This window comes from Streptomyces sp. NPDC031474, assembly GCF_055581185.1.
The window spans coordinates 132,620-149,705 of record NZ_JBVIJX010000018.1; the positions used below are offsets into that span (position 1 = coordinate 132,620).

The window sequence follows — 17,086 nt, forward strand, 5'->3', positions numbered from 1 at the left end:
CGATCGCTAGGCTGACCCGCGGACGACGAAACCGGGAGGAGCACGGACGTGGCCGAGAGCACCATCCAGCAGCAGCCGCTCACGGGCTGGGACAAGCCGGAGCTGGACCTCAGCAACGCCGAGTGGCAGTCCAGCAGCCAGGGTCGGGGGGATGTCCAGATCGCCTTCGTCGAGGGTTTCATCGCGATGCGCAACAGTGGCCGCCCCCAGAGCCCTTCCCTGATCTTCACGCCCGCCGAATGGGGCGCGTTCGTGTCGGGGGCGCGGGAGGGGGAGTTCGACCTGACCTGACACCGCGGCCTCGCAACCGGACCGTCGCCCGTTCCCGAGCCGGCCGCAGGTGGGTTGCGAGCACAGCCGGTGTGTCCTGGACGCCGAGCGCCCGGCCGTGAGCGTGCCTGCGGCCGGGCCGTCCGGCGCTCGGCCCGCGAGGCGTGAGCGTCCCGCCGCCGACGACCTGCACCCGAACGGCGAACCGCGGCCCTCCCACGCGCCACCGAAGGGCGGTGGCCACGTACCATGGCCGCATGTCGTTCCTCCGCCGCCGCAGTGCCACTCCCGCCGGGCCCGACTTCGACGTACTGGCCATGGATCCGGGCGACTGGCCCGGCAATCTGGGCGCCGGGCTGCTGCCCGCCCCCGACGGCAGCTGCCAGGGCGTCTTCCTGCGTTACGACCTCTTCGGCGGCCGCGGCCCCGCGATGATCATCGGCAATCTGCCCGAGGGCTCCCCGGCCCGCGAGGTCGCGGAGGGCGAGGTCCCCTTCGAGGTCGCCCAGCTGCTGCTCGCGCTGGAGAACGACGAGGAGGTGACCGTCGTCGGCACCGAGGACATGCCGGTGATGCAGGGCGACAACCTGCTCATCGTGCGCCGTCTGAAGCTCTCCGAGGGGCGGATCGCCTGCGTGCAGTTCGACCGCAGCGACAACGTCCTGGTGACCATCGCCGCCTGGGACCGCCCCATCACCGACGACCTGTACGCCCTGCTGAAACCGCTCCCGGCGGAGCTGTTCCAGCAGGGCTGACGCCCTAGGAGGTCGACGGCATCAGCTTCACGTCCGCGGCTCGCACGAACGCCACCCGGTGGCCGTACTGGATCTCGTAGTACTGATCGTCACCGACGACCGTCCGGTGCGAGCCGGTGGAGAAGGTGACCGCGTAGTAGTACTCGCCCGGCACCCTGTCCCCGGCCACGTACTTCTGGCCCTTCGGCAGTGTGTAGGGCAGCGGTGAGACCGCCTGGGCCGGGACGCCCGCAGGGTAGGCCGACGCCTCCGGGTAGGCGCGGCCGTACAGCGGCACGCTGTCGCGGCCGTCCTTGGGGGTGACCACCAGGCCCGCCGCGGGCACGGCCGTCGGCTGATCCGCCGGGTTCCTGAACCAGGCCTTCTGGCCCAGGTACCAGATCGCCGTCCAGTCACCCCACTGGCCGGCGACCGCGTACTGCTGGCCGGTGGACACCCGCGAAGAGACGTCGTTCACGCCCGTCGTCGGGACCCTGCCCTGGCCGACGTCCTTGATCAGGGCGGACTTCTCGTCGTGGTCGGAGTACAGCCGCACCTCGCTGGAACCGTGCACGGCGCACGTCTGACCCTCGGCGGCGCAGTCCGTGTACACCGGCTGGTTGGCGGCGTAGTCCGGCCGGATCGTCACCAGGCCGCCGCTGCCCGCGCGGGCCGTCGCCGCGAAGGGCCGGCCGAGCAGCTCGAAGTAGTGCCGCCAGTCCCAGTACGGGCCCGGGTCGGTGTGCATCCCGGAGACGGACGCGGAGGTCGGGCCCGGCACATTGTCGTGACCCAGGATGTGCTGCCGGTCCAGCGGGATGGCGTACTTCGCCGCCAGGTACTTCACCAGCCGCGCCGACGACCGGTACATCGCCTCCGTGTACCAGGAGTCCGGGAGGGCGAGGAACCCCTCGTGCTCCAGGCCGATCGACTTGGCGTTGATGTACCAGTTGCCCGCGTGCCAGGCCACGTCCTTCGCCTTCACATGCTGGGCGACATGGCCGTCGGTGGAGCGCAGCGAGTAGTTCCAGGACACGTAGGTGGGGTCCTGGACCAGGTCCAGCACCCCTTCCCAGCCGCCCTCGGTGTCGTGGACGACGATGTACTTGATGCCCGGTGAGGCGGGCCGGTCGCCGACGTCGTGGTTGCCGTAGTCGTTGTCGCCGAACTGCTCGTAGGGCGCCGGGATCCACTCGCAGGACACCGTCGGCGGGCACTCGGTGCCCGCCGCGGACACCGTGCGCAGGCCCGTCTCCCGCAGCTGGGCCGTCCGCGGGGCCAGGTCCGGCTGCGCGGCCAGGGCGACCGGCCGGCCCGCGTCCGTCAGGCGCTCGGCGCCGGTGCGCAGCACGTCGTAGACGTCGTCGGCGTAGGCGGCGGCCGTGGCGGTGTCGTCCGCGCCCGAGAAGCGCGCCACCGCGCCGTACCAGTCGGCCGGGTCGCCGCTGAGAGGCTCGCCCAGGCCGCGCTGGGCGGCGGCCAGGAGCGCGGCACCGCCCGCGATGTTGGCCGCGGGGTCCGTGCGCAGGTCCTCGGCGCTCAGGCCGGTCAGCTCCGCCGCTTTCGGCAGGGTCTGCAGCCGGGCCGGGAGCTCGTCGTTCGACGGGATCCGCACGGACGACGGGTGCAGGGCCGGGCGGGCGGAGTCGCCGCGGGCGTCCTCCGTGCCGTCGCTGTGGTGCGGGTCCCTCGCGAGCGCCGTACGCGCGTCGGTGAGGTGCATCGGGCCGTAGCCGCCGGTCACGCTCGGCGCTCCGCCGTGCGTGTCCCAGCGGGACTGGAGGTAGGAGACGCCCAGCAGCACGCTCGTCGGCACGTGGTACTCGGCGGCAGCGGCGGCGAAGGCCCGCTGGAGGCTGTTCGCCGAGGACTGGGCGGTGGCGGGCGCCGCACCGAGCAGCGGGAGCAGCAGAGCCGCCGACGCCATGGCGCCTGCGGCTCTACGGGTACGTCTGGGGGGTCCGGGGGGAGTGACGGGTTTTCGCAATGCGGCCTCCTGGGACGAGCGGGCGGGGTGTGCGGGGCACACGGGGGCACGGGGGCCGAACGAGGGCCCTGTGTCATCGATTGTCCGACAACCCGTCAATCATGCTCATAAGTGGGCGATTTCCCTCGTCAAGACACCGCTGGCGATGACATGGAAGTCCCCGACATGCAGAGGTCCGCGGTGCGCCGCCGTTCAGGCGCACCGCGGACCTCTGTTCCCTCAGCGAGTGCCGACCGCCGCGCGTACGGCCCGGCGGGCCAGCTGGCAGTCGTCGTGCAGCCGCCGCAGCAGCAGGCGCTGTTCCTCGCCGGACGGCGCGGCGCCCGGGTGGGCCGCGGCCGGGGCCGTGTCGTGCATCGAACGCTGCACGGCTGTCTCGTAGGTGCGGATCTCGCGGGTCAGGACCAGCATCAGGTTCACCAGGAAGGCGTCCCGTGAGGCCGGGCCCGCCGACTGGGCGATCTGGCTGATCTGGCGGCGCGCCACCGGTGCGTCACCCAGCGCCGACCACAGCGTCGCCAGGTCGTAGCCCGGCAGATACCAGCCCGCGTGCTCCCAGTCCACCAGCACTGGACCGGCCGGTGAGAGAAGGATGTTCGACAGGAGGGCATCGCCGTGGCAGAACTGACCCATGCCCTGCCGGCCCGCGGTCGCCGCGATGCCGTGCAGCAGCTTCTGCAGGTCGCCGAGGTCCCGGTCGGTCAGCAGACCCAGCTCGTGGTAGCGGGAGATACGGGCCGCGTAGTCGAGCGGCGCGTCGAACGTCCCCGCCGGCGGCCGCCAGGCGTTCAGCCGGCAGATCGCGCCGAGTGCCGCCCTGATGTCCGCCCGCGGCGGGGCCTCGGTGGGATGCCGCTGCAGTGCCGCCACACGCCCCGGCATCCGCTCGATCACCAGCGTGCAGTTGTCCGGGTCCGCCGCGATCAGTCTCGGCACCCGCACCGGGGGGCGCTGCCGGACGAACGTGCGGTACGCGGCTATTTCGTGCCGGATCCGCTCCGCCCACACGGGGGAGTGGTCCAGTAAACACTTGGCGACGGCCGTACTGCGCCCTGTCGTACCGACCAGGAGCACCGAGCGTCCGCTGCGGCGCAGCACCTGGACCGGGGCGAACTCCGGGCAGATGCGGTGCACCGACGCGATCGCCGTGCGCAGCTGTGCGCCCTGGGGACCGGACAAGTCGAGTCTCCCGCTGAGCGGTTGCGTGCCGAGCCCCGCGGGGCGCCGGGTCAGACCCGCGCCGAGCGCGGGCGCCGCCGACCGCGCGGGATCGAGGTAGGGGCCGCCGCCGCCCGGGCGGGGGTGCAGCGACCGGGGCGGGGCGGACACGGAGGACGATGCTGCGTACATGGGCGAAACAGATCCCTTCGTGTGCCGGACGTCAAAGCGCTGCCCCGACCGGTCCTTTCGGGTGCACCCTGGGGAATGTCCCTCGGCGACCGGGTCGGGGTGGCGCTTTCCTACCTGACACCCGTGGCCCACTGGCACACCATGTGGCGAACCCTGGCGAAACCCTGGCGAATAGTCCCCCGGCAACTTTCCCGGGGCTACTGTCAACTCAGCCGAGAACCTGGGGGCTTGACGTGAGCGGACAACCCAACACCCGTCTCTCGGATCTGTTCGGCCTGGCCGGCTGGTCCAAGGGTGAACTCGCGAGGCTGGTCAACCGGCAGGCGGCGGCCATGGGCCACCCCCAGCTGTCGACCGACACCTCCCGGGTGCGGCGGTGGATCGACATGGGAGAGATCCCGCGCGATCCGGTGCCGCGGGTGCTGGCGGCTCTGTTCACCGAGCGTCTCGGCCGTGTCGTGACCATCGAGGACCTCGGTCTGGTCCGGCACGGGCGTCCAGGGAAACGGCCCGGCGGCGGGAGAGTGGAACATCCCGACGGTGTGCCGTGGGCGCCCGGACGGACTGCTGCGGTCCTCACCGAATTCACGGGAATGGACCTCATGCTCAACCGACGCGGCTTGGTGAGCGCAGGTGTCGCGCTCACGACGGGATCCGCACTCAGCAGCGCCATGTACGAATGGCTGCACACCGACCCGACCCTCTCCGCCGACGCTCCCGTCATCGACCACCCCCTCCTCCACCATGCCGACCCCGCCGGCTTCGACCGCTACGAGGCCGCCCCCATCGGAACGGAGGAGGTCGACGAACTGGAACGCTCGGTCGAAGTGTTCCGGGCCTGGGACGCGGCCCGCGGGGGCGGCCTGCAACGCAAGGCCGTCGTGGGCCAGCTCAACGAGGTCGGCGGCATCCTCGCCTACCATCACCCCTCCCATCTCCAGCGGCGTCTGTGGGGGGTCGCGGCCAACCTCGCCGTCCTCGCGGGCTGGATGTCGCACGACGTCGGCCTGGAGCCCACGGCCCAGAAGTACTTCGTCATCGCCGCGCATGCCGCGCGGGAGGGCGGCGACCGGCCACGGGCCGGCGAGGCGCTCTCCCGGGCGGCCCGTCAGATGGTCCACCTCGGCCGACCCGACGAGGCCCTCGACCTGATGAAACTCGCCCAGTCCGGCGCCGGTGACAACGTACTGCCGCGCACCCGGGCGATGTTCCACACCATCGAGGCCTGGGCGCAGGCGTCCATGGGCAAGGGCCAGGCCATGCGCCGCACCCTCGGCCGGGCGGAGGACCTCTTCGTCGCCGACAAGGGCGACGTCACTCCGCCGCCCTGGATGCAGACCTTCAAGGACGAGGACCTGTACGGCATGCAGGCCCTGGCCTACCGCACGCTGGCCGAGTTCGAGCCGCAGGCGGCCGTGCACGCCCAGTACTACGCGGAGAAGGCGCTGGCGCTGCGCGTCGACGGGCGGGAGCGGTCGAAGATCTTCGACCATCTGTCCATGGCCTCCGCCTGCTTCATCGCCGACGACCCCGAACAGGCCGACCGGTTCGCGCGGTTGGCACTGGTGTCGATGGGGTCGAACTCCTCACGGCGCACCTGGGACCGGCTGAGCCAGATGTACCGGCTCACCGCGCAGTACGCCAACTACCCGGGCATCAGCGAACTGCGCGAGGAGATCAGGCTGGCGCTGCCGAGGCAGAAAGGGGGCAGGGGCGGCAACAGCGCCCAGGCGTGAGCGAGTCGGTGTAGAACACGAACCTTCTGTCACCGGGTGACGCGGGCGACGAGTACACAGGCGTCGTCCACGCGCGCGGTCCCACCGCACTCCTCCACGATCAGCCGTACGCAGTCGTGTGCGGTGCGCGTCCCGTCCAGGCGGGGGGCGAGGTCGAGGAGACGGGCGGCGGGGGCCAGTCCGTCGGTGTGCAGCACGAGCAGGTCGCCTTCTTCGAGGGTCGCCTCGGCCTGCCCGTAGGCGGCGCGTGAGGTGGCTCCGAGGAGGACGCCCTCCGGCGAGGTGAGCCGGCGCCCCGTCCCGTCGCGGAACAGCAGCGGGGCGGGGTGTCCGGCCTGGGCCCACATCAGGGTGCGGGTGTCCGGGCGGTAGCGGCAGCAGACGGCGCTGCCCAGGGCCGGCTGGTCGGTGGCGTCCAGTAACTGGTTGAGCCAGGACATCAGTTGGGCCGGCTCGGTGCCCGCCATGGCCATGCCGCGCAGGGCGCCGAGCAGCATCGCCGTGTTCGAGGCGACGGCCGGGCCGTGTCCGGTGAGATCGCCGACGCCGAGTAGCGTCTGGCCGTCGGAGAGTTCGAGCGCGTCGTACCAGTCGCCGCCGATGAGCGAGGTCGTCGCGGCGGGCACGTAGTGGGCGGCGATGTCGAGGGAGCGGGGGCCCTGGCTCGCAAGGCGCAGGGAGTCACGCCACGGTGGCAGCACGGCCTCCTGCAGTTCGACCGCGAGCCGATGCTCGGTCTGGGCGCGGTGTCGCTGCTGCTGGAGCGACTCACGGCTCTCACGCACCGCCCGCTGGCTGCGGCGCAGTTCGCTGACGTCCCTCAGGACGGCCCACATCGAGGCGGTGGCGCCCTCGCCGTCGAGCACGGGTTCGCCCATCATGTGCACGGTCCGGACCTCGCCGCCCGGGCGGACGACGCGGAACTCCCCGTCGATGGGCCTGGCGTCGACCAGACAGTCCGTGACCATCGCGGTGAGTTTGGGCCGGTCCTCCTCAAGGACGAGCGAGGGCAGTTCGTCGAGGGTGAGCGGGGGAGCGGTGAGGTCGCGGCCGAGGATCCGGTAGAGCTCCTCGGACCAGACGGCGTCGTCCGTCAGCAGGTTCCACTCGGCGCTGCCGACCCGGCTGAGCAGTGCCGCGCGCCGGGAGAGCGTCGGTGCGGCGGACCCGGGCTCGGCGGCCGGCACCGGCGGCGGGCCGTCCCGCAGCTGGGCCAAGTGCGCGTCCAGGTCGTTGAGTTGGTGCAGCGCCAGGTCGTAGAGCGCGCGCTGCCAGCGCCCCTGCGGGTCCGCCGCGTCGCCCTGTGTGTCCTGCCGTACGGCGTCCATGTCGCCCTTGAGCCGTCGTGTCTGCGTGATCAGCGCGTCGACCGAGCCACGCCCTGGCGGCTGGGCGGCTGAGCGGTCCGCAGAGACATGGGACGGCATGAAGCACTCCGATGCGGAAACGGTACGACGAAAGCTGGCACAGGGGCCGTTACGACTGTTGCACAGCCTGCGACGGCGTGTAAGGGATTTGGCAACACACGATTCGGTGGTGCTTCTGGCATATGCCAGAGTCTTCGCGGTGGGGTGGAGGGATGCGGTTGACGCGTCGTGCGGAGGGGTCAAGTCGTAGGTGACGTACGTGACTTGAGGGACGGGTGAGGGGGTCGGGATGACTGTCGGACGCATGTTCGTCGGCCTGATGTGCCAGGGTGCGGTTCCTGTGATGCAGGTCACAAGAATTGGAGACCGCTTTCCCGTAATGCGAAGGGCCTCTGCGAGGTCGTACATGCATGGACATCACTCTTGAACAACCCGTCCGCGCCCGCTTGATCACCGCGGAGGACCAGGAGCTGCCCGTGCCCGCCACGCTCCGCTACGACTCCACCGACCCGTTCGCGGTGCACGTCGACTTCCCGCCGGAGGTGTCGCTGGCGGGCGAGGCGGTCACCTGGACCTTCGGCCGGGCCCTGCTGGAGCAGGGCGTGAGCGGTCCGGCGGGCAGCGGTGATGTGCACATCTGGCCCTGCGGGCGGGCCCGTACGGTGATGGAGTTCCACTCCCCGCTCGGCCTGGCCCTGCTGCAGTTCGACACCGGCGCCCTGCGCCGTTTCCTGCTGCGCAGCTACGCCGTGGTCGCGGCAGGCCAGGAGGACGTCGACGCCGCGGTCGACCAGGGCCTGCAGGCCCTGCTCGGCAACGTCTGAGCCGCGCCCCGTCTCAGCGACCGCCCCCGGCGTACAGGCCGGGGCGCGGGGCGAGTTCGACGGGGACGCGCGCGCCGACCTCCAGCGCCCGGACCCCGGCCTCGGCGACGACGGAGGCCGCGTAGCCGTCCCAGGCGGTCGGCCCCGTGACCCGGCCCCGCCGGGTGGCGTCGACCCATGCCTGCACCTCGCGGTCGTAGGCGTCCGCGAACCGCACGAGGTAGTCCTGGGGCACGTCCGCACCGGCGGCGCCCCGCGTGGTGACGAGCATCCCGTGGTCGTCGCCGACGCGTGCGCTGCCCGCCTCGCACACGGCCTCGCAGCGCACCTGGTACCCGAAGCCGCAGTTGACGAAGACCTCCACGTCGACCAGCGCGCCCTGCGCGGTCTCGAAGACCACGAACTGGGGGTCGAGCAGGCCCGGCGGGGCGCCGGACGAAGGCCGCGGGCGCAGCACGGTGACCGAGGTCAGCTCCTGTCCCAGCAGCCAGCGGGCCGCGTCGATCTCGTGCGACACCGAACTGTCGATCAGCATCGCACTGGTGAAGTCGGGCGGCGAGGAGACGTTGCGGTGGACGCAGTGCAGCATCAGCGGCCGCCCGAGCCGCCCCTCGTCCAGCAGGGCCTTGAGCCTGCGGTACTCGGCGTCGTAGCGCCGCATGAACCCGATCTGTGCCAGCCGCCGCCCCAGCCCGGCCTCCGCCTCCAGCACCCGCAGCGCCCCGGCGGAATCCGGCGCCATCGGCTTCTCGCACAGCACCGGAAGCCCGCGGGCGAAGGCCTCGAGCAGTGCCTCCTCGTGCGCGGGACCCGGCGAGGCGATCAGCACGGCCTCCACCCCGGTAGCGTCGAGCGCGGCCGCCGCCTCCGTGTGGACCGTCGCCCCCTCGATCCCGGCCGCGGCCTCCTTCGCCCGTGAGGCGTCGGGATCGGCCACCGCGGCGACCCTCGCTCCGCTCACCACCCGATCGAGGCGGCGTATGTGGTCGGCGCCCATGTGCCCGGCACCCAGTACGGCCACGCCCAGCAGGTCACCCACGAGCGCTCTCCCTCCCGGTCGACGATCACGCCGTAGCGTACGCGGGGGAGGGGAGCGGTTCAGTAGCGCAGTACGGCCGCGATCCCGGCGGCGTCGCCCAGCGCGCCGTCCGGTACGAAGCGCACGTCGGCGCCCGTCTCCAGGCACTGTTCGACGATCTCGTCCACGATGTCCTCGCGGGCGTCCAGGTCGCCGCTCTCGGCCGGGACCAGATGGGCGCCGTCGTCGCGCACCGTCACCTGGTAGTTCTCCTCGACGGCCAGCAGCCGCACCCGGCCCTCCCGGGCGTTCTGCCAGAGCTCGTCGACGCCGGCCGCGAACATGCGGTGGCCGCGGGCGGAGTCGAGCACCCTGGCCAGCGCCGCGGTGTCCCGGCGCGCCTCCGCGTCGTGCAGCGGGCGCACCGCCTGCCAGACGGCGTCGGGCGTGCCGTGGGACAGTCCGCCGTGCTGGACGTGCACCGCCTCCCGGGTGACTCCGCCCACCTCGTCGATGCAGGACAGCGCCGCCTGCTCGCCGGTCACGTACAACGGCCGTGGCTCCTCGCGCAGCAGCCTGCCCACGGCGGTGTCGGCTTCGCGCAGGAAGTGACGGGTGTCCTCGTCGCGGAAGGTGCTGGGCAGGTCGCCGATCCGCTCCTGGCGCTCCGCGTCGAAGTTCTCCCGGTTCCTGATGAGCGGGAAGCCGCCGGTGTGCTCCTCGGTGACCCGGTCGGCGCCGCCGTTCCACAGCGTCACGCGGTCGGCGGAGACCGACAGCACCCAGAAGGGCCGTTCGGCGGCCTGCGCGGAGACGAGGTTGCGGGTCAGGAAGGTGTCGGAGAGCACGACGCGCTCGGGGACGGCGCGGGCCAGGGACCACACCTGGTGCTCGCCCGGCGCAGCGTAGATGACCAGGCCGTCCTCGGTGTGCGCCAGGTCGACCTCGGCGAGGGCCCGGTCGAGCTGGTCGGCGACGTCGGCGCGCCGCTCCCGGGTGACCGCCGGGTCGGTCTCCAGCTGCTTCTTCGCCTCGGCCACGACATTGCGCAACCGGACCCGGTCCTGGGTGTTCTCGGGTTCCCGGCGGTGGGTCGGCGTCAGCACGGACACCGCGGGATAGGGCCGCGGGCGGCGCAGTTCGGAGAGGGTCGCGGGGCTGAGTGCGTTCTCCATAACAGCACGATAGGTCCGAATCGTCCGTCGGGCATTTCCCGGTTTCCCCCAGGGCCGACGGCGGACGACGGTGACGGCGGACCCGGCGGCCCGTTACCGTACGCGTCAGTAACCGGGACCGCACCGCAGGAGGCACCCATGCCGCAGCTCGAAGTCGACGGCGCAGCACTGACGTACGACGACGAGGGCCCGCGCGACGGCGACGGCGTGCCCCTGGTGTTCGTGCACGGCTGGACGGCCAACCGGCACCGCTGGGACCACCAGGTGGCGCACTTCGCCCAGAAGCGCCGGGTGATCCGCTTCGACCTGCGTGGCCACGGCGAGAGCAGCGGGGCGGGCGTCAAGACCGTCGCGGAACTGGCGAAGGACCTCCTCGCTCTCCTCGACCACCTGGAGATCGAGCGGTTCGTGCTCGTCGGCCACTCGATGGGCGGGATGATCTCGCAGACCGTCGCGCTCTCCCACCCCCGGCGCGTGGAGCGCATGGTGCTGGTGAACTCCATCGGCCGCATGACGTACAGCCGGGGCCGCGGCCTGCTGATGGGGGCCTCCACCCTCGTCCCCTTCAGACTGTTCGTCGCCGCCAACATCCAGCGCGCCTTCGCCCCCGGCTACCCCCGCGACGAGATCCGCGCATACGTCAAGGCATCCGCGGACATCCCGCGCGAGGTCGTCATGACGCTGTACGGCGCCATGCGGGCCTTCGACGTCCTGGACCGGGTCGGGGAGATCCAGGCCCCCACGCTGATGATCCACGGCTACCACGACATCCAGCTCCCGGTGCGGCAGATGCTGCGGATGGCCAAGGCCTATCCGGACGCCGTCGTCCGCATCCTCGACGCCGGTCATGAACTCCCCGTCGAGAAGCCGGCCGAACTGACCGCGGCGATCGACGCCTTCGTGAGCGTCAGGCCCGCCCAGGTGCATTGATCACGAGTGTCGCCCACGCTTCTGATCCATCCCCCTGGCCGTCGGCGCTACCGGAAGCTGTCCGGGTCGGCCGCCTTCCAGTCCGCCGCCCACGACTGCGGGGGCCCGGCGAGCAGTTCTCCCGGCGCGAGCCACTCGTACAACTCCGCGTACGAACGCACCGTGCCGGGGCCCGCTCGCCGGACCAGGTGGGCGGGGGTGAGGCCGCGCGGCTCGCGAACTCCCATCGCCGCCATGACCGAGACGGCCTCGCGCACCGTCTCCCGCTGATAGCGCCGGACCTGCTCGGCCTGCGCGGCCACGTTCAGGGACCGTGTTCGTAGCGGGTCCTGTGTGGCGACGCCGGCCGGACAGGCGCCGGTGTGGCAGCGCCCGGCCCGGACGCAGCCGACGGCGAGCATCATCGCGCGGGCCGCGTTGGTGTAGTCGGCGCCCTGGACCAGGCGCCTGACGATGTCGAAGCCGGTGGCCACCCGGCCGCTCGCCCCGATCCGGACCCGGCCGCGCAGCCCGACGCCGACCAGCGCGTTGTGCACGGTGATCAAGCCCTCGGTGAGCGGCATGCCGAGGCGTCCCGCGAACCCCGTCGGCGCGGCCCCCGTGCCGCCTTCCGACCCGTCCACCACGACGAAGTCGGGGGCCACCCCCTCCGCCACCATCGCCCTGCACACCGCGAGGAACTCCCGCCGCGCCCCCACGCACAGCTTGAACCCGACCGGCTTGCCGCCCGCCGACTCCCGCAGCCGGGCCAGGAACAGCACCAGTTCCCGGGGCGTCGAGAACACCCGGTGGCAGGGCGGCGACACCACCGGCTCACCCACCGGCGCCTTGCGCTCCCGAGCGATCTCGGCGCTCACCTTCACCCCCGGCAGTACCCCGCCGCCGCCCGGCGCCGCCCCCTGGGACAGCTTCAGCGAGACGCACTTCACCTCGGGCAGCGCCGCCTTGTCCGCGAACTCCCGTACGTCGAAACCGCCGTCGATGCTGCGGCAGCCGAAGTACCCCGTCCCGATCTCCCAGATGAGGTCGCCGCCGCCGCGCAGGTGGTACTCCGACAGCCCGCCCTCCCCGGTGTCCTGCGCGAAACGGCCCAGTGCCGCACCCCGGTTGAGGGCGAGGACCGCGTGCGACGACAGGGCCCCGAAACTCATCGCGGACACGTTGAGCAGCGCCATGTCGTACGGCTGGGCGCAGTCGGGCCCGCCCACCCGCACCACCGGCGCCTCCTCGGCCGCCTCGACCGGCCACAGCGACGGCACCAGGAACTCCTGCCCGTCCGGCCGGGCGCCGCCCGGTGGCGCCTGCTCTCCCGGACGGCGCAGCCGGCCGACCAGCGGGTGGTTGCGCAGTACGGTGCGGCGCCGTTGCAGCAGGTCCCGGCCGCCCAGGCAGGTCAGCGCCAGCGCGGGCCCGGCCGCGAGCCACCAGCGGACAGACAGGGTGGCGGCGGCGAGCGTCGTCCCGGCGGCGACGAGGGCGACGAGCAGCAGCGGCAGGAACCGGCGCACTCAGTCGTCGTCCTCGTCGGGCCCGCAGGAGCTGCCATCGGGCGGCAGGGAGCCGTACAGCAGGAAGTCGTCGACCTTGCGGTGCACGCACTTGGACGAGCCGTAACCGGTGTGGCCCTCGCCCTTGTTGTCGAGCACCACGGCCGAGGACCCGAGCCGCTGCGCGGTCTCCACGGTCCATCGGTACGGCGTCGCGGGGTCGCCGCGCGTGCCCACCAGAAGCATCTTCGGGGTGCTGAGGTCCTTCACCTTCTCGCGGATGTAGTCGGTGCCCTTGGGGCGGCCGTAGCACATCAGGACCTCGGTGAGGCGGTACTGCCCGAACACCGGTGACGCCTCGTCGTAGGCGGCGCGCAGTCGTCCGAGGTCCTCGGTGAACTGCTCGGCGGTGGCCCGGTCCGGGTCGTCCGCGCAGTTGATCGCCATCAGCGCCGCCGGCAGGTTGTCGAGGGGGACGTCGTCCTCGTCGACGAGCGGCGCGGGAGAGGGCGCGACGCGGCTGCCCGGAGCCCGGAGCGGGGAGGGCAGCCGGAGCGGCACGGGCAGTGGCAGCGGGAAGGCGAAACCGCCGGTCACGAACCCCATGACCCCGCTGGCGTCCCCGCTCTCGACGAGCTGGGCCAGCGCCCGCTCCAGCAACGGCCACAGCTGCCTGCTGTACAGCCCCTGCCCGAGAGCGCCGACCAGGTCCTGGCCGGAGAAGTCGTCGCCGAAGTCCGTCGGCACCGGATCCTCGTCGAGCGAGCGCACGAGCCGGACGACCTCCTCGCGGGCCAGCCGCGCATCCTGCCCGAACGGGCAGGCGATGTCCTTCACGCACCAGCCGACGAAGTCGTCCAGGGCCACCTGCTGCCCCCGGGCGCCCGCGATCCCCTGCTCCGTCAGCGGTTCGGTCAGCGTGTCGACGCCGTCGAGGACGAACCGGCCCACCCGGTCGGGGAACCGGGCGGCGTAGACCGAGCCGAGCCGGGTGCCGTAGGAGAAGCCGAGGTAGTTGAGCTTCTTGTCGCCAAGCGCCCGGCGCAGCACGTCCAGGTCCTGCGCCGCGTCGACCGTGCCGATGTGCGGCAGCACCGGACCGGAGTGCTTCGCGCAGACGGCGGCGGTCTGTTTCAACCGGGCGAGGAGGGCCCGTGGATCGGCGGGCGCCGAGTCCTCGTCCAGGGAGTTCAGCGCGCTGTCCTGGCCGTCCCCGCAGCTCACGGGGGAGGAGCGGCCGACGCCCCGGGGGTCGAAGGTGACCACGTCGTAGCCGTCGGTCAGATCCATGAAATCCTTGCCGCTGTAGGCGAGTTCGGGGACGCCCGCGCCGCCGGGGCCGCCGAAGTTGAGCACCACCGAGCCGCGCTTCTTGCCCGTGGCCCGGTAACGGGCGAGCGCGAGGTCGAGCGCGCCGGCCCCGGGGCGGGCGTAGTCGAGGGGGACGGTCAGCTTGGCGCACTGCAGGTCGTTCGGCATGCCTTCGCCCTCGCACGCCGACCAGGTGACCTTCTGGCCGTAGAACCGGGCCAGGTCGGGACGGTCGTCGCCGTCGTCGCTCCGGCTCGGGGTGGCCGTCGGCAGGCCCGCGCCCAGCAGGGTCAGTGCGGCGGTCGCGGCGAGCGCGCAGTGTCGCAGCCCGGGCCGCCTCGGCAGCTTGGCCAGCATCAGTGCCTCCAGGGACGCCCGCAGCGGTCCGGGAACGGCGCCCTCGATCACGATAAGCGGCCCGAGGACGACGCGCCTGCGGGCGGCCGGCCCACCGCCCGGCAGCCCCGCCGGCGCCCCTGCGGCGGACCCGTACGGCGGTTTGTCATCAGTTCGACGAAGGTGGCACCCGATGGGGTGAAAGGGTGTTTCGGCATAACCCGGATGGTTCGGCGCCGTTCTACGGGGTGCGGGCGAGTGCCCGCGATTCATGTCTGGAAGGCAGGGACCCCATGAGACGGGTTACCCGAACCGGTGTGATGGCCGTCGCCGCAGTCTCCGGCGCGATGGCTGTGACACTGCCCGCACACGCCGACTCCACGGCGAACGGCTCCATGGCCGGCTCGCCCGGGCTGATCTCCGGCAACGGTGTGCAGTTGCCGGTGAACCTCCCGGTGAACCTGTGCGGGAACACGGCGAACGTGGTGGGCGTGCTGAACCCCGCCGCGGGCAACACCTGCGTCAACAAGGGCGGGGCCGCCGCTCCCGGCACGTCCGGCGCGACCTCGGACGGCGGCGCCGCCGCCAACGGCGGTACGAAGGACTCCCCGGGCGTCGTCTCCGGCAACGGGGTCCAGTTGCCGGTCCGCCTCCCGGTGAACGCAAGCGGCAACAGCGTCAACGTCGTCGGCATCGCGAACCCGGCGTTCGGCAACGAGTCCGTCAACGCCTCCAGCGAGGAACCCGCGCAGCCCGTCGAGCCCGTCGAGCCCGTCGAGCCCGACGGGCCAGGGCCGCAGCCGCCGATCCGGCACAACCCGCCCTCCGAGCCCCAGCATCCGGGCCCGAGGCACGTCCCCGTCCCGCAGCCCCCCGCCCTCGCCCCGCAGGCCGCGGCGCCCGAGGCCGTGTCCTCACTGGCCCGCACCGGAGCCGACGCCACCCTGCCCGCCCTCGCCGGCAGCACTGCGATGCTGCTCGGCGGAGCGGTCCTCTACCGGAGGTTCCGCCCACGCAGGGAACGCTGAGCGCCTCCCGCGCCGGCAGGTCCGCAGGCCCCCGCCGAGCAGGGGGCCTGCGGCCGCGCCCCACCGCCCCGTCCGCACCACGGCGTCTTATTCCGTTGTGAGGGGCGCGCCGGGATGCTGGAGTGGGCGTATGGATCATGCCGCGGTACTTGCCCTGTACGACCGGGAGATGCGCGAAGGCGCGCGCCCCGAGACCTGCGACGCCCGCGTCGAACGGGCCGGGGGCGTGGTCCGGCACATCGGCGGCGAGGGCGGCTGGAGCGGGGTCCTCTGGTCGGACCTGGACTCCGCCGGCGCCGACGCGGCGATCGCGGAACAGATCGCCCACTTCCGTCGGCTCGGCCACGAGTTCGAGTGGAAGCTGTACGAGCACGACCGTCCGGCCGACCTCGGGTGGCGGCTCACGGCGGCCGGATTCTCGGCCGATCCCACGGAGACCCTGATGATCGGCGAGACGAGCGGCCAGCTCGTCGACGTCGAACCGCCCGAGGGCGTCCGCATCGAAGCCGTCACCGACCGGGCGGGCGTCGAGCTCATGGTCGAGGCGAACGAGCGGGCCTTCGGCCGCGACGGCTCCTGGCTGCGAGACCTCATGCGCGCCCGCCTCGCCGCCGACCCGGACGCGATCGTCGCCCTCCTCGCCATGGCCGGGGACGTGCCGGTGAGCTCGGCGCGGATGGAGCTCATTCCCGGCACGAGCTTCGCGGGCCTCTGGGGCGGCGGCACCGTCGAGGCCTGGCGGGGTCGCGGCATCTACCGCGCGCTGATCGCCCACCGCGCCCGCATCGCCGCCGACCGCGGCTACCGCTACCTCCAGGTCGACGCCTCCGACCAGAGCCGCCCCATCCTCCAGCGCCTCGGCTTCGCGCCACTGAGCACGACGACGCCCTACGTGTACGCGCGGTAGGCCGGTGGGGCGGTAGGGAAGCAGCGGGCGGTAGGGAAGCAGCAGGGCCGACGCCGCTGGAGACGCGGAACAGGTGTCGTCTCCGTAGGCGTCGCCCCTTCCGTCAGCGCCGCGCCTTCGCCCGGTCCAGTGCCGCCACGCCGAACGCGGCGAGGCCGATCTGGATGAGCCACTCGATCCAGTCGACGCCCTTGGTGTCGTCCACGCCGAGCCCCGTGGCGAGCGCCGAACCGATCAGCGCGGCCACGATGCCGACGGCGATCGTCCACAGCACGCCGATGCGTTGGCGGCCCGGGACGACGAGCCGTCCCAGTACGCCGATGATGATGCCGATGAAGATGGCACTGATGATGCCGCTGATCTCCATCTCCGCCCCTCCGCTTCTGAGTGGGACCCCGATGCAGTGCTTGTGCCCGCTGCACGGTGGGGCAGTCCGTTCCGCTTGGCGGCGCTCGGAGTGAAGCCCTTGAGCGTTGACGTTTCTTGCTCGCGTCATTGCCCGGGTTTGATGTTCACCGCCCAGTCATGCCATGTACCTTTCAATCGTTCAACGCGTGTAGAACCCTTCGATGCGGGGTCTACGCGCGCAGATTTGGCGCCCGCACCCGCCTCGTGTCCCCCCATCC

Annotated in this window: 15 protein-coding genes; 7 read left to right on the top strand and 8 right to left on the bottom strand. The window is 72.3% G+C overall.

Annotation, left to right across the window (positions count from 1 at the left end):
* Positions 1 to 48: 48 nt before the first annotated feature.
* Positions 49 to 291 (top strand): DUF397 domain-containing protein, encoded by a 243-nt coding sequence (locus ACZ5SK_RS34385; protein WP_079657699.1) that lies wholly within the window; start codon positions 49 to 51, stop codon positions 289 to 291.
* Between the two features lie 236 nt (positions 292 to 527).
* Positions 528 to 1,025: a hypothetical protein gene (locus ACZ5SK_RS34390; protein ID WP_079664566.1), complete on the top strand. Its 498-nt coding sequence runs from the start codon at positions 528 to 530 to the stop codon at positions 1,023 to 1,025.
* Between the two features lie 4 nt (positions 1,026 to 1,029).
* On the opposite strand, the gene ACZ5SK_RS34395 is transcribed toward ACZ5SK_RS34390, so the two are convergent.
* Complete coding sequence (locus ACZ5SK_RS34395) at positions 1,030 to 2,931, bottom strand: N-acetylmuramoyl-L-alanine amidase (protein ID WP_334582352.1); 1,902 nt, start codon at positions 2,929 to 2,931, stop codon at positions 1,030 to 1,032.
* Between the two features lie 279 nt (positions 2,932 to 3,210).
* A complete protein-coding gene (locus ACZ5SK_RS34400; RefSeq protein WP_334582351.1) occupies positions 3,211 to 4,341 on the bottom strand; it encodes an aminoglycoside phosphotransferase family protein in 1,131 nt (376 codons plus the stop codon).
* 233 nt (positions 4,342 to 4,574) lie between these two features.
* On the opposite strand from ACZ5SK_RS34400, the gene ACZ5SK_RS34405 reads away from it, so the two are divergent.
* Positions 4,575 to 6,077, top strand: a complete 1,503-nt coding sequence (locus tag ACZ5SK_RS34405; RefSeq protein WP_334582350.1) for a DNA-binding protein NsdB — start codon at positions 4,575 to 4,577, stop codon at positions 6,075 to 6,077.
* A 29-nt stretch (positions 6,078 to 6,106) separates the two neighbouring features.
* On the opposite strand, the gene ACZ5SK_RS34410 is transcribed toward ACZ5SK_RS34405, so the two are convergent.
* A complete protein-coding gene (locus ACZ5SK_RS34410) occupies positions 6,107 to 7,504 on the bottom strand; it encodes a PP2C family protein-serine/threonine phosphatase (protein WP_334582349.1) in 1,398 nt (465 codons plus the stop codon).
* Between the two features lie 350 nt (positions 7,505 to 7,854).
* On the opposite strand from ACZ5SK_RS34410, the gene ACZ5SK_RS34415 reads away from it, so the two are divergent.
* A complete protein-coding gene (locus ACZ5SK_RS34415) occupies positions 7,855 to 8,268 on the top strand; it encodes an SsgA family sporulation/cell division regulator (protein ID WP_099938109.1) in 414 nt (137 codons plus the stop codon).
* A gap of 13 nt (positions 8,269 to 8,281) precedes the next feature.
* On the opposite strand, the gene ACZ5SK_RS34420 is transcribed toward ACZ5SK_RS34415, so the two are convergent.
* Positions 8,282 to 9,307 (bottom strand): Gfo/Idh/MocA family protein, encoded by a 1,026-nt coding sequence (locus ACZ5SK_RS34420; protein ID WP_334582348.1) that lies wholly within the window; start codon positions 9,305 to 9,307, stop codon positions 8,282 to 8,284.
* A gap of 59 nt (positions 9,308 to 9,366) precedes the next feature.
* On the bottom strand, positions 9,367 to 10,461 hold the full coding sequence (locus ACZ5SK_RS34425; protein WP_334582347.1) for a baeRF3 domain-containing protein: 1,095 nt from the start codon (positions 10,459 to 10,461) through the stop codon (positions 9,367 to 9,369).
* 138 nt (positions 10,462 to 10,599) lie between these two features.
* On the opposite strand from ACZ5SK_RS34425, the gene ACZ5SK_RS34430 reads away from it, so the two are divergent.
* Positions 10,600 to 11,391, top strand: a complete 792-nt coding sequence (locus ACZ5SK_RS34430) for an alpha/beta fold hydrolase (protein WP_361706947.1) — start codon at positions 10,600 to 10,602, stop codon at positions 11,389 to 11,391.
* Positions 11,392 to 11,438: 47 nt separating this feature from the next.
* Here ACZ5SK_RS34430 and ACZ5SK_RS34435 read toward each other — a convergent pair whose 3' ends face one another.
* Both ACZ5SK_RS34435 and ACZ5SK_RS34440 read right to left on the bottom strand, forming a co-directional pair.
* Positions 11,439 to 12,899 carry a glutamate synthase-related protein gene (locus ACZ5SK_RS34435; protein WP_468158285.1) on the bottom strand — a complete coding sequence of 487 codons (1,461 nt, stop codon included), beginning with the start codon at positions 12,897 to 12,899 and terminating at the stop codon, positions 11,439 to 11,441.
* A complete protein-coding gene (locus tag ACZ5SK_RS34440; protein WP_334583780.1) occupies positions 12,900 to 14,546 on the bottom strand; it encodes an alpha/beta hydrolase in 1,647 nt (548 codons plus the stop codon).
* A gap of 299 nt (positions 14,547 to 14,845) precedes the next feature.
* On the opposite strand from ACZ5SK_RS34440, the gene ACZ5SK_RS34445 reads away from it, so the two are divergent.
* Together ACZ5SK_RS34445 and ACZ5SK_RS34450 are read left to right on the top strand one after the other, a co-directional pair.
* The gene (locus ACZ5SK_RS34445) at positions 14,846 to 15,553 is read left to right on the top strand and encodes a chaplin (RefSeq protein WP_334582344.1); all 708 of its coding nucleotides are present in this window, start codon (positions 14,846 to 14,848) and stop codon (positions 15,551 to 15,553) included.
* Between the two features lie 130 nt (positions 15,554 to 15,683).
* Positions 15,684 to 16,460: a GNAT family N-acetyltransferase gene (locus tag ACZ5SK_RS34450; RefSeq protein ID WP_334582343.1), complete on the top strand. Its 777-nt coding sequence runs from the start codon at positions 15,684 to 15,686 to the stop codon at positions 16,458 to 16,460.
* Positions 16,461 to 16,563: 103 nt separating this feature from the next.
* Here ACZ5SK_RS34450 and ACZ5SK_RS34455 read toward each other — a convergent pair whose 3' ends face one another.
* Positions 16,564 to 16,827 carry a GlsB/YeaQ/YmgE family stress response membrane protein gene (locus ACZ5SK_RS34455; protein ID WP_334582342.1) on the bottom strand — a complete coding sequence of 88 codons (264 nt, stop codon included), beginning with the start codon at positions 16,825 to 16,827 and terminating at the stop codon, positions 16,564 to 16,566.
* Positions 16,828 to 17,086 lie beyond the last annotated feature (259 nt).